We start from the raw sequence: 12,911 nt of genomic DNA on the forward strand, positions 1-12,911 counted from the left end.
GTCAGACGTCACATCAGGGATGACACAAACAATCATCCAGAATGGGACCGTAGTGTCTCTCGATCCGGACGTCGGCGACTTCGACGAGGCGGACGTCCTGATCGAGGACGGCGAGATCGTGGAGATCGGACCGGGGCTGTCGGCCGCGAACGCGGAGGTGATCGACGCCTCCGACCACATCGTACTGCCGGGCTTCGTCGACTCGCACATCCACCTGGCACAGACGCAGGTCAGAGGCATCGCGGGGGACTGGTCGCTGATGGGCGAGTACTTCGATCACATGCTCGGCAACATCACCGGGCTCTATCAGCCGGAGGATATGTACCTCGGGGGCCTCTTCGGCGCGCTGGAGAAGCTCCACACGGGGACGACGACGGCGTTGGACTGGTCGTATCCGAACTCGCTCGAACACGGCGAGCGAGCCATCGACGCGCTGAAGGACGCCGGCCTGCGCGCGGTGTACACCTACGGCCCGCCGGGCGACGACGCGGCGAAGTGGTGGTTCGAGAGCGACGTCGGACTGCCCGAGGACAACATCCGCGAGCTCCACGAGGAGATGATCCGCGACGACGACCTCCTCAGCCTGGCACTCGGCCTGCGCGGGCCGGACTTCTGCGTCGACGAGACCGCCCTCAGGGACCTGGAGCTGGCGCGCGAACTGGACGCGCTCGCGACGATCCACATGGGTGCAGCCCTCTGGCCCTCGTCGGTCTACGGCGAGGACTACCAGGGCTTCGGCTGCCTCGAAGACGAGCTCGGCCCTGACGTCAACGTCGCCCACGCGAACCACTTCGCCCAGGAAGACATCGACCTCGCGGTCGAGGCGGGCGTCTCCTTCTCGGCGTCGCCCGAGGTCGAGATGCAGATGGGCCACGGCATCCCCGTGACCGGGAAGGTCCTCGACGCCGGGGGGCGGCCGACCTGGGGCGTCGACGTCTGTTCGAGCATCAGCGGCGACATGGGCAGCCAGATGCGGATCGGCCTGCAGGTCCAGCGGATGTTCGACAACCAGAAGATCCTCGAAAGCGACGAGGAGGTCACCGAAGTCGGACTGTCCTGCCGCGACACCCTGGAGATGGCCACGATCGAGGGCGCGAAGGCGCTGGGACTGGAAGACGAGATCGGGACACTCACGCCGGGCAAGCGGGCGGACGTTATCCTGCTCGACACGAGCGACTTCATGACGGCGCCGGCGCACTCGCCGGTCCAGACGGCCGTCTTCCAGGCCGACCCCTCGCACATCGACACGGTGCTCGTCGACGGCGAGGTCGTAAAGCGCGACGGCCGCCTGGAGAACCCCCTCGTCGACGAGGAGTTCGACCGGTTCGTCGAGTCCGGACACCGCCTCCTCGACGAGGCCGGCATCGAGGTCTGAGGTCCCGAATGCCATCCGAAGCACAAAAGACGCCGGTCCGTGAAACGGGATCCGTATGAGACTCGGACAATACAGCGCGGGCGACGAAGAGCCGTGGTGCGGCGCGCCGACCGACGACGGGCGCGTCGTCAGTCTCCCCGAGGCCGGCGCGGCCGCGGGGCTCGACCTGCCGCGGCGGACCGACCAGTTCCTCGCGGAGTGGGAGTGGCAGCGCAAGGCCGAACTGGCCGTCGAGTACGCCGATTCGACGGGCGCGGGCGTCTACGACGCCGACGACGTGGCGCCGACGGCGCCGGTGAGCGACCCGGAGAAGATCGTCTGCGTCGGCCTCAACTACGTCGACCACGCCGAGGAGGGCGACAACCCCATCCCGGACACGCCGGTCCTGTTCTCGAAGTTCCCGACGTCGGTCAACGGGCCCGGCGGGACGATCGAGTGGGACCCCGATCTGACCGAGAAGGTCGACTACGAGGCGGAGCTCGTGGTCGTCATCGGCGAGGAGGCGCATCGCGTCGACGAGGACGAGGCGCTCGACCACGTCGCGGGCTACCTCGTCGGCAACGACGTCTCCGCGCGGGACCTCCAGCACGGCGACGGCCAGTGGGTCCGCGGCAAGAGCCTGGACACCTTCGCGCCGATCGGCCCCGAGCTCGTCACCAAAGACGAGGTCGCGGACCCGGAGGACCTCGACATCTGGACCGAGGTGAACGGCGAGCGCCTCCAGGAGTCGACGACGGCGAACCTCATCTTCGGTATCGACGAGCTGGTGTCGTTCTGCAGCCAGGCGTTCACGCTGGAGCCGGGCGACCTGCTCTTCACGGGCACGCCGCCGGGGGTCGGCGTCTACCGCGAGCCGCCGGTCCTGTTGGAGGAAGGCGACGAGGTCACGGTCGGAATCGAAAATATCGGCAGATTAGTAAATAGCTGCTCGTATCTGTAATTCGGTATTTCGTTTTCTTTTATTTCGGGCTTTTCATATCTTACTCTCCCTTTCTCCGAACTATATCTATTTTGTTATAATATTCCGTATATATCTTATTATTAATAGTATGTCCCGCTGTCGGGGGAGAGAGAAACGAAACAGAACGAGAGCGAAACCGCGAGGCCCTTACAGCGCTTCCTTGTACGCTTCGAGCGTCCGCTCTATGTCCTCGTCGGTGTGGGCGTAGGAGACGAACTGCGACTCGAACTGATTGGCGGTGAGGAAGATGCCCCGCTCTTTCATCTCCTGCCAGAAGATCCGCTCCCAGCGCTCGGTCTCGGCGTCGGCGACGTCGGCGCCGGTCTTCGGGCAGTACTCGTAGCGCGCACAGGAGTCGCGCTGGCGACAGCCGGCGTCGCAGACGCCTTCCTCGTCGGCGTCCGCGGGCCCCTCGCGGGTGAAGATCGTCTTGAACATCGAGTCGGTGCCGACGACGGTGTAGGAGGGCGCCTGGTCGGCGCAGATCTCGGCGATCCCGCGGCGGAGGCGCTCGCCGAGGCGGTTGACGTGCTCGTAGACGTCGTTCTCGGCGGCGTATTTGAGGGTCTCGTAGCCCGCGGCCATCGTCACCGGGTGGCCCGAGAACGTCCCGGACTGGAAGACCTCCCCCGCGGGAGTGAACTGCTCGATGATCTCCGACTTTCCGCCGATCGCGCCGACCGGGAAGCCGCCGCCGACGATCTTGCCGAAGGTCGTCACGTCGGGCGTGACGCCGAACTTCCCCTGGGCGCACTGGAGGCCGCCGACGCGGAAGCCCGTGATGACCTCGTCGAAGATCAGGAGCGAGTCGTGGGTCGCAGTCAGTTCCCGGAGGCGTTCGAGGTAGCCGTCGACGGGCAGGACGATCCCCGTGTTGCCGAGGATCGGTTCGGTGAGGACGGCGGCGATGTCGTCGCCGTGCTCTTCGAAGACCGCCTCGATGGTGTCGACGTCGTTGAACGGGACCGGGATCGTGTGCTCGGCGAACGCCGAGGGGATGCCCGGGCTGCTGGGTTCGGCGCCGTCGGGCCCGCCCTCGACGAGCGTCGACTCCTGGGCGCCGTGATAGCCGCCCTGCATCACGACGATCTTGTCGCGGCCGGTGTAGCCGCGGGCCAAGCGGACCGCCGAGACCGTCGCCTCGGTCCCGGAGTTGACGAAGCGGACCATCTCCACCGAGGGGACGTGGCGGGCGACGAACTCCGCGAGGTCGACCTCGATCTCGGTGGGCGCGCCGTACATCGGGCCCTCGGCGGCGTGGGACTGGATGGCCGACTGGACGGGCTCGGGCAGGTCGTGGCCGTACAGGAGCGGCCCGTAGCCGTTCACGTAGTCGATGTAGCGGTTCCCGTCGGCGTCGACGACGTGGGCACCGTCGCCGCGCTGGACGAAGAACGGGTACGGGCGCGTCGCCCGGACCGAAGAGTTGACGCCGCCCGGAATGACGGACAGCGCGCGGTCGTACAGCGCCCGCGACTCGTCGTGGTTCATACCTCCGGCTTCGGTCGGGCGTTCAAAATCATTGTCGCTTCGAGCGGTCGGCGGCGCGCACGGACGGGGGACCGCAGGCCCGCGGGGCCCGAGACCGCGGGACCCGGAACCGCGGAATCACTCCCCGCGGAGCCACTCCAGGGCCGTCGAGTCCGTGGCGTCCGCGTCGGCAGTCGGTCCATCCACCGACCCCGCCTCGGAAGCGCCCGCAGCGGCGCCGGGGGACGCGTCGGTATCGCCCCCGGCGGGCGGCGTCTCGTCGGCGTACCGCTCGGCCAGGAGGAGCCCCACGGCGTCGTTCAGCGCGTGGATCGCGATCAGCGCCGGGAGCGAGCGGAACCACAGGTAGAGCAGCGTCGTCACCAGGGCGGGCTGGGCGATGCGGATGACGGCGTCGCGGTCCCAGGTGTCGCCGACGTGACCGAGCGTGAACGCGAGAAAGGAGATCCCGCCCGCGAGCGGGGGACTGCCGGTGAGCGCGAGCAGCCGTTCGAGCGCGTAGCCGTGGAAGGCGGTCTCCTCGGTCGCGCCCGCGGTGAACGCGACGAACAGGCGTTCGGGCACCGACAGGGCGGCGAAGGAGCCGAGGCCGGCCGCGAGGCTCTCGCCGCCGTCGCCGACTTTCGCCCACAGCGGCGCGGTCGCGATGTTCACGCCGACCATCGCCGCGAGGCCGACCGCGACCTGGGAGACCAACTGCTCGGGCGAGCCGATCCGCCAGCCGATCGACGCGAGCGTGTTGCCTTCGAGGGCGACGACCGCGAGGAGCGTCGCCGGGACGGCCCACTTCCAGAGGTGTTCGCGGAGCGCGGTCGCGCGGGGCCGGTCCCGGGCCGCCGGATCGGCCGCCGAGCCCGCGGCTCTTGCCGTCGCTCGGCGAAGCCGGTCGAGCAGCTCGAAGCCGACGAGCGCCACGACGAGCCCGACGGCGGTGACCGGGGTGAGTGCCACACCAAAAGAGGCGACAGGATCGGTCTTTGTTTTTTCTCTCCGGAGCGGGACTAGAACAGAATCCGCCGACGGTCGCCCGCTCGTCGCGCCGCGGGCGCTTATACCGCGTCGGGGCCGGTCTTGCCCGTGCGGATCTGGTAGGCCGATTCGACCGGCAGGACGAACACCTTGCCGTCGCCCTTCTCGCCGGTGTGGGCCGCCTCGCCGATCGCTTCGACGACGTCGTCGGCGGGGATGTCGGCGACGACGCACTCGACTTTCACCTTCTGGTGGAGGTCGACCGTGTACTCCTCGCCGCGCCACTGTCCCTTCTTCGCGGGCTGGGAGCCCCGCCCTGAGACGTTCGTGACGGTGAGCGAGGGGGCACCGATCTCGGCGAGTGCCTGTTTCACGTCACTCAGCTTGTCCGGGCGAACGAACGCCATCACCAGCTTGATCTCTCGGTCGTCTGCGTCGCTCATAGGTTGTCCTCCGTTTCGGAGACCGAATCAGTTTCGACACCCGAAGCGGGTGCGTGCGATGCGTCGGCGACGCCGCCGTCGGGGCGGATCTGTCCGCCGTCGACGCGGGCGCCCGACTCGTCGGGGCTGCCGAACTCGGGGTAGGTGTCGACGCCGTGCTCGGAGGTGTCGAGCCCTTCGAGTTCGTGTTCGCGGGAGACTCGGGCCTGGCCGGCGGCGCGGAACGCGCCGAAGACCAGCGCCGTGGCGGCGAAGGTCCACAGCGCGATGACGACGACGCCGACGACCTGCGGGATCAGGAGGCCGACGAACGAGGCGCTACCGTTCCAAAAGCCCGTCGCGACGAACGGGTACGCCAGGGCGCCGAGGACGCCCGCGGAGCCGTGGACGGGGAAGACCGCACAGACGTCGTCGATGTTGAGGCGCTTCTCGACGAACTCGAAGACGATCGGGAGCTGGGCGCCGGCGAGCAGACCGACCGCGAGCGCGCCGGGCCAGACGATGGCGTCGGCAATGGACGTGATGCCGACGAGTCCGGCGAGGACGCCGTTGGCGACGTAGAGCGTGTCGACCTTGCCGGTCTTGTACAGCGCGACGGCGGCCGCGCCGATCGCGCCGGCGGCCATCCCGAGGGTCGTCACGAGCGCGACGCGGCCGACCGTCGCGAACGAGCCGAGGACGACGCCGCCGGAGTCGTTCAGCGCGAGCGGCGACGCCGAGGTGCCGACGTTGAAGCCGTACCAGCCGAACGCCAGGATGAGCGTCCCCAGCACGGCGAAGGTCAGCGAGTGGCCGGGGATGACGTTCGCGGAGCCGTCGTCGTTGAAGCGGTCCATCCGCGGGCCGATGATCCACGCCGCGGTGAGACCGGCGATGCCGCCCATCGCGTGGACGATCACGCCGCCCGCGAAGTCGTGGAAGCCGAGCCCCGAGAGGAAGCCGCCGGCCCAGGTGAAGCCGACGACGACCGGGTAGATCACGGCCGCGAGCAGGATCGTGTAGCCGACGTACGCGCGGAGCTTCGCGCGGCCGGCGACGGCGCCGGAGACGATCGTCGCCGCCGTCATCGCGAACACCGCGCCGAACAGCCAGCTCACCCAGGCGCCCGCGGCGCCCGCCTCGGGCATATACAGCGAGGTGAACGCGCCCGCGACGGAGTACGAGCCCCCGCCGGTCAGGCCGCCCGTGATCGTCGAGATCGCGGCCCCGACGAGGAAGTAGATCACGACGCCGACGCTCCAGGTCAGGAGGTTCTTCGTCAGTTGGTTCGCGACGTTCTTCGAGCGGACCTGGCCCGCTTCGAGCATCGCGAAGCCGGCGTGCATGAAGAAGATCAGGAACGTCACCGTCAGGACCCAGATCATGTTCACGCCCTGGACCAGGGCCGAAAAGTCCGACTGCAGTGTGGTGCTCAGCATACGATACCCCTCTCGTGTGGTGCTCCGATTTGGCTTGGACGATCGTACATCTGTTGTGTCGATTCGCGATAGTTCGTTCGCGAATCCCGGTCGATTGTAACCACTTAGGAGGATATAATAATTTTCGTTTATATTTTCAAATAATTCTGTCTTCTGAGAACGCTCGTCCAATACACTATGAGATACAATGAGTATAAGGTCGTACCTGGAAGGAAAAGGAGACAAATGTTGCCTAGCTTTGCGACATATGTGTGACCAAACGAACGGGCGGGAGCGCGGCGACGGGCGCCCGGCCGAGTCGGCGGCGCGGGCGGCCGCGTCCGAGTTCGGGGGAGTCGACGAGGACGATAGCGGCGGTTCGGCGTCGGCAGCGACTGTGACGAAGACCGCGAGAAGCGAGCAGAGAGGCACGGAGCTGTCGAGTGCGTGGCGTCGACGAGTGTCGACGAGAGTCACGAGCTAAGGGACGATAGGAGGCGATGGGAAACGAAGCAAGACGGAAGCGAGCAGAGCTGAGAGAACTGAGAGAACTGAAAGAATTGAAAGAACTGAGAGAAAAGGAACGAAAAGAGCGGAAGGAGACCGAAAGCGAACGGACCAGCGGAGAGGAAGCGGAGAAGACGGATGGGATTGGACGGTTCAGGCGGCCGGGAGCGTCCGGCCGGGCGGCGCGCCTACACCGCGTCGGGCCCCGTCTTGCCCGTGCGGATCTGGTAGGCCGATTCGACCGGCAGGACGAACACCTTGCCGTCGCCCTTCTCGTCGGTGTGGGCCGCGTCGACGATCGCCTCGGCGACGTCGTCGGCGGGGATGTCGGCGACGACGCATTCGACCTTCACCTTCTGGTGGAGGTCGACCGTGTACTCCTCGCCGCGCCACTGTCCCTTCTTCGCGGGCTGGGAGCCCCGGCCCGAGACGTTCGTGACGGTGAGGGAAGGCGCGCCGACTTCGGCCAGCGCCTGTTTCACGTCGCTCAGCTTGTCCGGCCGAATGAACGCCATCACCAGTTTGATTTCAGTGTCACTCATTGTCGTTCACCTCCGTCTCCGCGACCGGCACACCGCCGTCGGTGCGGACATCGCCGCCGTCGGTGGCGACGGTGCTGTCGCGGGTCTCGTTGGGCACGAACTCGGGGTAGACCGAGACGCCGTGTTCGCCCTCGTCGAGCCCTTCGCTCTCTTCTTCCTCGCTCACGCGCAGGCCCACGACCGAGTCGATCGCAGCCAGCACGACCGCCGAGGCGACGATCGTCCACAGCGCGATGACGATGACGCCGATGACCTGGAGCGCGAGCTGGTTCGCCGCGAAGCCGCTGACCGAGAAGATCGGGATCAGCGCGGTGCCGACCGCGCCCGCGACGCCGTGGACCGCGAAGACGCCGCAGACGTCGTCGACCTTCAGCGTGTCGACGGTGAAGCGGAAGGCGGGCAGCACCAGGAAGCCGGCGAAGCCGCCGAGCAGCGCGCCGCCCCACCACGTGACGTGCGGGACCGCGCCGGTCACGGCGACGAGGCCGGCCAGCAGGCCGTTAGCCGTCCAGAGCGGGTCGGGCTTGCCCTGGTAGTACGACGAGGTGACCATCGCCATCGCGCCGCCGGCGCCCATCCCGAGCGTGGTGTTGAGCGCGACGCGGCCGAGCGCGGCGCCCATGAAGGTGAGGCTGCCGTCCTCGCCGACCGCGAGGATCGTCGCCTGCGTGCCGACGTTGAAGCCGTACCAGCCGAACGCCAGGATGAACGTCCCGAGCACGGCGAGCAGCATCGAGTGGCCGGGGATGGCCTGGCTGTTGCCGCTGGAGTCGTAGCGGCCCTTGCGGGCGCCGACCATCTTCGCCGCGACGAGTCCGGCGACGCCGCCGCACATGTGGACGACGGTCGCGCCGGCGAAGTCGAGGTAGCCGGTGCCGAGCGCGGCGCCGATGAAGCCGCTCCCCGAGAGCAGGCCGCCGCCCCAGGTGAAGCCGACGACGACGGGGTAGATGAACGCCGTCATCAGGATCGTGAAGATCACGTACGCGCTGAAGTTCATCCGTTCGGCGACGGCGCCGGAGACGATCGTCGCCGCCGTCATCGCGAACACCGCGCCGAACAGCCAGCCGATCCAGGCGTTCGGGTCGCCGATGTACGCGAACGCGCCGGCGACGCTCCCGCCGGAGGTGAGCGCGCCGACGACGCTGACGACGCCCGACCCGATGATGAAGTAGATCAGGACGCCGAGGAACCAGTCGCTCATATTCTTCATCAGCACGTTCCCGACGTTCTTCGCGCGGACCTGACCCGATTCCAGCAAGGCGAAGCCCGGCTGCATAAAGAAGATCAGGAACGAGACGACGAGCACCCAGACGTTGTTGACGCCCGAGGCGATCGCCGACGGATCCACTTGCAGCGGCGCTACCATACTGCCACCTCACGATCGAAACGTTCGGTCACCTGTGCTCCGAAACCGCTGTGATTCGTAGTGTATCTCACGGGAAATCCTCAAGCAAAGGTAGTATATAAAATTTGGAGTTGAATATGTCCAAAATAACCATCCATACGCAGACATTCGTATGATTTGGGTAATAATATTATGTATATAAGGACCAGCATCAGATACTGGTACGTGCTGGTACGGTAAATTATTGGACGTATGTTCAGGCAAATCCTGCCCAATCGCCCGTTTCAGGTCGTGCGCGCCGGATAAAATTCGAATTACGAGAGATCAGACCGAAGCCGCGGCGGCCCGGTCAGAGCCGGTGGGCGACGTCCTCGGCGAAGTACGTGACGATGAGGTCGGCGCCCGCCCGCTTCATCGCCAGCAGCGACTCGTAGGCCGTCTCTTCGAGGTCGAGCCAGCCCTTCTCGGCGGCGGCGTGGATCATCGCGTACTCGCCGGAGACGTTGTACGCGGCGACCGGCCGGTCGAATCCCTCCCGGACCGCGCGCACCACGTCGAGATAGGCGAGCGCCGGCTTGACCATCAGCGCGTCCGCGCCCTGGTCGACGTCGAGGCGGGCCTCCCGGAGCGCCTCGCGGCCGTTCGCGGGATCCATCTGGTAGTGACGGCGGTCGCCGAACGCGGGCGCGCCGTCGGCGGCGTCGCGGAAGGGCCCGTAGAAGGCGCTCTCGTACTTCACGGCGTACGAGAGGATCGGGAGGTCCGCGAAGCCGGCGTCGTCGAGGGCGGTCCGGATCGCCGCGATCATCCCGTCGGTCATCGAACTCGGCGCGACCATATCCGCGCCCGCCTCGGCGTGGGAGACGGCGGTCTTCGCGAGCAGGTCGAGCGTCGGGTCGTTCTGGACCGTCAGCGTCGGGTCCGACTCCGCGTCGGGTTCGAGGACGCCGCAGTGGCCGTGGCTCGTGTACTCACACAGGCAGACGTCGGTGATCACGTACGCGTCGGTCTCGGCGGTGATCCGGCGGACCGCCTCCTGGACGACGCCGTCGTCCGCCCACGCGCGCGTGCCGCGTTCGTCTTTGGACTCGGGGATGCCGAACACCATCACCGCCTCGACGCCGGTCTCCCGCACCTCCTCGACGCGGGCGACCGCCTCGTCGACCGGCACTCGCTCGTGGTTCGGCATCGACTCGATCGGCACCCGCTCGTCGGTCGTCGCGTCGACGAACACGGGGGCGACGAGGTCCGTCGCGTCCAGGTCGGTCTCGCTGACGAGCGGTCGGATCCCGTCCCGTCGGAGCCGGCGGGGGCGGTCGGTGAGGTCCATAGCGGGGCTTCGCGGCCGGCGGAAAAAATCGCATCGGACCGCGGCCGGGCTCCGAGGAGCGCGGAGCGAAATACGTTTGTGCGACTCGCCGATACGAGTGGACGATGGTGCCGGCCGCCGCCCTCCAACTCGACGCGATGCCGCCGCAGCTGCTGGCGCTGCTCGAATCGGAGTGGGCGTACCTCGCCCTCTTCGGCGTCTTCGTCCTCGAAGGCGCGATGCTGATGTACTTCATGCCGAGCGAACTCATCGTGCCGGGGTCGCTTCTGCTCCTCGGGACGGACGCGCTCGTCCCGGTCCTCGGGATCGCCGTCCTCGGAGCGACGGTCGGCCAGTACGCGCTGTTCAAGCTCGCCCAGCGCGGCGGCCGCGAGTACCTCCTCCAAAAGCGGTGGTTCCGCATCGAAGAGGCCAAGCTCGACCGCTTCGACGGGTGGTTCGAGCGCTGGGGCCCGATCGTGGTCCCGGTGAGCAACGCGCTGCTTTTCACCCGCGGGATGCTGACCGTGCCCGCCGGCTTCGCGGAGATGGACGACCGGCGGTTCCTGGCCCTGTCGGCGCTCGGGACGCTGGTCTTCGAGGTCGCGCTCGCGGGGCTGTACCTCTACGCCGACACGCTGTTGTAACCGGCCCCCAGGGTTTTTGGGGCGCCGCTCGGAGTCGACGGTATGCCATCGTTACGAACGGAGACGGCCGGCGCCGTCCGCGACGCCGTCCCATTTCTGGCCATTATGCTCGTGTGGCTCGTCGTGTCGCTCCTGTTGTACGGCCTGTTTATGCTCACGAAGCCGGGCGTCGAATACCCGACGTGGGCCTACGTGACGCCCTTCGTACCGGGACTGATCGGATTCTTCGGACACGCCCTCCGGCAGGCGCTCGCGGTGGTGGCCGAGTGAGCGTCCCGGAGGATTTTTCGAGATACGGCGCGTGAAAGCCGGGTGTGAGCGACTTCGACGAGGAAGCCGAGCGGCGGCGACTGCGCGAAAAGTACGAGAAGGACGAAGAGCGGCGCAAGGAGACCCAGCAGATGAGCGAGCTCCTCCTGAAGGGAGCGACGATGACGAACCAACACTGCGGCGAGTGCGGCTCGCCGATCTTCCGGTACGACGGACAGGAGTTCTGTCCGAGTTGCCAGCGCGTCGCGGGCGAGGCCGGAACGGAATCGGACGCGGGATCGGAAGCGGCATCCGCCGAATCCGCCGAAGCCGACGAGGCAGCCCAGTCGACGCCCGAAACGCCCCAGCAGGGGGATCAGCGCCCCGGCGAGCCGAGCCCGACTCCCGACGCGAACGCCGGAGCCGACTCGATCGACGTCGACGCGGTCGGCCCCGTCGACGAGGCGCAGGACGCGGGAGAGGCCGGGTTGGAGGCCTCCACGATGCCAGAGCGCCCCGGAGCCGCGGGCCAGCGCGACACCGACCCGGGACGGGTGCCCGGAGGGACGGCCCGGTCCGGCTCGGGGAACGATCCGGCGGAGTCGGTCCCCGAGCGCCGTCCGGAGTCGGGGGCGACCGAGGCGTCCGACGTCGGGAGCGCGCGGGCGGCGCTCCTGCGCGCGCTGACGCGACACGCCGAACTGGCCGAGGCGACCGACGACCCGCGGCGGGCGAAAGATCACCTCGCCGCGGCGCGCGAGGCGAGCGAGGCGCTCGACGCGCTCGATCGGTGACCGGGGTGCTCTACGCCGCGAGCGCTCCCGCCAGTTTCAGGCGGACGTAACCGAGGTACGGGACGCGGAAGCGCGCGGTGCCGCGGATCCACTCGGGGCGCACCGGGCCGGCGATGTCGCTGGCCTGGTCGTAGCGGCCGTTGGCGTCGCCCTTGGTGATGAAGCCGGCGTGCGGGGCCGGGCAGTTCGCGAGTTGCTCACAGTCGCCGGCGCGCATGTACGAGGGGTCGGCCTCGTCGTACCAGTTTTCCCCCTCCTCGACGTAGAAGTGCGCGCGGTGGATGATCGGCGAGCCGCGCCGGGTGGGCGGGTCGTAGATCACCACCGAGCCGTTGCCGCCGAAGCTCCGGTAGCCGCGCTCGTCGCCGATCTCGACGGTGACGACGCCCGTGTCGTCGTGGGCGTAGCCCGGCGTGAACCGCTGGGGCTCGGTCACGAAGATCAGGTCGCCGCGCTGCATATGCGGCTCCATACTCCCGCTCTCGACGGCGACCATCGGCGGCCAGACGCCGCTGATCGCAAAGAGCAGCAGGCCGACCGCGAGGACCGCGAGCGCGCTGTAGAGCGTCTCGCGGATGAAGAGCAGCGGGCCGCTCTGGGCGGTGCGGAAGCGCGTGAGGAGGCTCTGCGAGCCGGCGGCGGTCGAGCTCGGCTGGGGGCGCGGGCGCTCGTCCTTCCGGGACTCGGCGACGCCGACCGGAACGTCGGGCTCGTTGCCCTCCGCGTCGGGATCGTAGGTGGCGGTGGACTCCCGGGGCGTGCCGTCCTCGCCGCCGTCGCCGCCGTCGCTGGGGTCAGAAGACGCCGCGGAATCGTCGACTCGCCGCCCGACGTCGCTCCCCTCGTCGTCCGTCATCTACCGGGCTTACTGCGTGGGCG

General features: G+C 68.0%; 13 protein-coding genes. 5 read left to right on the plus strand and 8 right to left on the minus strand.

What is annotated here, in order from left to right:
* Window positions 1-19 precede the first annotated feature (19 nt).
* The gene (locus tag OS889_RS01935; RefSeq protein ID WP_372386799.1) at window positions 20-1,375 is read left to right on the plus strand and encodes an amidohydrolase family protein; all 1,356 of its coding nucleotides are present in this window, start codon (window positions 20-22) and stop codon (window positions 1,373-1,375) included.
* A 55-nt stretch (window positions 1,376-1,430) separates the two neighbouring features.
* Window positions 1,431-2,315, plus strand: coding sequence for a fumarylacetoacetate hydrolase family protein (locus OS889_RS01940; protein ID WP_372386800.1), 885 nt, complete (start codon window positions 1,431-1,433; stop codon window positions 2,313-2,315).
* Window positions 2,316-2,483: 168 nt separating this feature from the next.
* Here the strand turns inward: OS889_RS01940 and hemL are convergent, their stop codons facing one another.
* From hemL to hemB, 7 genes are all read right to left on the minus strand, one after another.
* Window positions 2,484-3,827: a glutamate-1-semialdehyde 2,1-aminomutase gene (gene hemL, locus OS889_RS01945; RefSeq protein WP_372386801.1), complete on the minus strand. Its 1,344-nt coding sequence runs from the start codon at window positions 3,825-3,827 to the stop codon at window positions 2,484-2,486.
* Window positions 3,828-3,944: 117 nt separating this feature from the next.
* Window positions 3,945-4,778, minus strand: a complete 834-nt coding sequence (locus OS889_RS01950) for a CPBP family glutamic-type intramembrane protease (RefSeq protein WP_372386802.1) — start codon at window positions 4,776-4,778, stop codon at window positions 3,945-3,947.
* A 98-nt stretch (window positions 4,779-4,876) separates the two neighbouring features.
* Window positions 4,877-5,239, minus strand: coding sequence for a nitrogen regulatory protein GlnK1 (glnK1, locus tag OS889_RS01955; RefSeq protein ID WP_372386803.1), 363 nt, complete (start codon window positions 5,237-5,239; stop codon window positions 4,877-4,879).
* A complete protein-coding gene (locus OS889_RS01960) occupies window positions 5,236-6,654 on the minus strand; it encodes an ammonium transporter (RefSeq protein WP_372391511.1) in 1,419 nt (472 codons plus the stop codon). Before OS889_RS01960 ends, glnK1 (OS889_RS01955) begins: the two co-directional genes overlap by 4 nt.
* 677 nt (window positions 6,655-7,331) lie before the next feature.
* The gene (gene glnK1 / locus OS889_RS01965) at window positions 7,332-7,685 is read right to left on the minus strand and encodes a nitrogen regulatory protein GlnK1 (RefSeq protein WP_372386805.1); all 354 of its coding nucleotides are present in this window, start codon (window positions 7,683-7,685) and stop codon (window positions 7,332-7,334) included.
* A complete protein-coding gene (locus OS889_RS01970) occupies window positions 7,678-9,054 on the minus strand; it encodes an ammonium transporter (RefSeq protein ID WP_372386808.1) in 1,377 nt (458 codons plus the stop codon). Before OS889_RS01970 ends, glnK1 (OS889_RS01965) begins: the two co-directional genes overlap by 8 nt.
* A gap of 328 nt (window positions 9,055-9,382) precedes the next feature.
* The gene (gene hemB / locus OS889_RS01975) at window positions 9,383-10,363 is read right to left on the minus strand and encodes a porphobilinogen synthase (protein WP_372386810.1); all 981 of its coding nucleotides are present in this window, start codon (window positions 10,361-10,363) and stop codon (window positions 9,383-9,385) included.
* 104 nt (window positions 10,364-10,467) lie between these two features.
* Here hemB and OS889_RS01980 point away from each other — a divergent pair, with 104 nt between their 5' ends.
* Genes OS889_RS01980 through OS889_RS01990 form a run of 3 tightly spaced genes read left to right on the plus strand, consistent with a single transcriptional unit; the run spans window position 10,468 to window position 12,032 of the window.
* On the plus strand, window positions 10,468-10,989 hold the full coding sequence (locus tag OS889_RS01980; RefSeq protein ID WP_372386811.1) for a DedA family protein: 522 nt from the start codon (window positions 10,468-10,470) through the stop codon (window positions 10,987-10,989).
* A gap of 42 nt (window positions 10,990-11,031) precedes the next feature.
* Window positions 11,032-11,259 (plus strand): hypothetical protein, encoded by a 228-nt coding sequence (locus tag OS889_RS01985; RefSeq protein ID WP_372386813.1) that lies wholly within the window; start codon window positions 11,032-11,034, stop codon window positions 11,257-11,259.
* 44 nt (window positions 11,260-11,303) lie between these two features.
* On the plus strand, window positions 11,304-12,032 hold the full coding sequence (locus OS889_RS01990) for an Sjogren's syndrome/scleroderma autoantigen 1 family protein (protein ID WP_372386815.1): 729 nt from the start codon (window positions 11,304-11,306) through the stop codon (window positions 12,030-12,032).
* Window positions 12,033-12,042: 10 nt separating this feature from the next.
* Here OS889_RS01990 and OS889_RS01995 read toward each other — a convergent pair whose 3' ends face one another.
* On the minus strand, window positions 12,043-12,888 hold the full coding sequence (locus OS889_RS01995; protein ID WP_372386816.1) for a S26 family signal peptidase: 846 nt from the start codon (window positions 12,886-12,888) through the stop codon (window positions 12,043-12,045).
* Window positions 12,889-12,911 lie beyond the last annotated feature (23 nt).

The sequence above is a fragment of the Halobellus sp. MBLA0158 genome, from assembly GCF_041477585.1.
GTDB lineage: Archaea > Halobacteriota > Halobacteria > Halobacteriales > Haloferacaceae > Haloquadratum > Haloquadratum rubicundus.

Excerpts from the sequence above, each read along its gene's own strand:
- OS889_RS01940 (WP_372386800.1), top strand. The coding sequence starts at position 1,431 with ATGAGACTCGGACAATACAGCGCGGGCGACGAAGAGCCGTGGTGCGGC.
- glnK1 (WP_372386805.1), bottom strand. The coding sequence starts at position 7,685 with ATGAGTGACACTGAAATCAAACTGGTGATGGCGTTCATTCGGCCGGAC.
- hemL (WP_372386801.1), bottom strand. The coding sequence starts at position 3,827 with ATGAACCACGACGAGTCGCGGGCGCTGTACGACCGCGCGCTGTCCGTC.
- OS889_RS01995 (WP_372386816.1), bottom strand. The coding sequence starts at position 12,888 with ATGACGGACGACGAGGGGAGCGACGTCGGGCGGCGAGTCGACGATTCC.
- hemB (WP_372386810.1), bottom strand. The coding sequence starts at position 10,363 with ATGGACCTCACCGACCGCCCCCGCCGGCTCCGACGGGACGGGATCCGA.
- OS889_RS01980 (WP_372386811.1), top strand. The coding sequence starts at position 10,468 with ATGGTGCCGGCCGCCGCCCTCCAACTCGACGCGATGCCGCCGCAGCTG.
- OS889_RS01985 (WP_372386813.1), top strand. The coding sequence starts at position 11,032 with ATGCCATCGTTACGAACGGAGACGGCCGGCGCCGTCCGCGACGCCGTC.
- glnK1 (WP_372386803.1), bottom strand. The coding sequence starts at position 5,239 with ATGAGCGACGCAGACGACCGAGAGATCAAGCTGGTGATGGCGTTCGTT.
- OS889_RS01970 (WP_372386808.1), bottom strand. The coding sequence starts at position 9,054 with ATGGTAGCGCCGCTGCAAGTGGATCCGTCGGCGATCGCCTCGGGCGTC.
- OS889_RS01935 (WP_372386799.1), top strand. The coding sequence starts at position 20 with ATGACACAAACAATCATCCAGAATGGGACCGTAGTGTCTCTCGATCCG.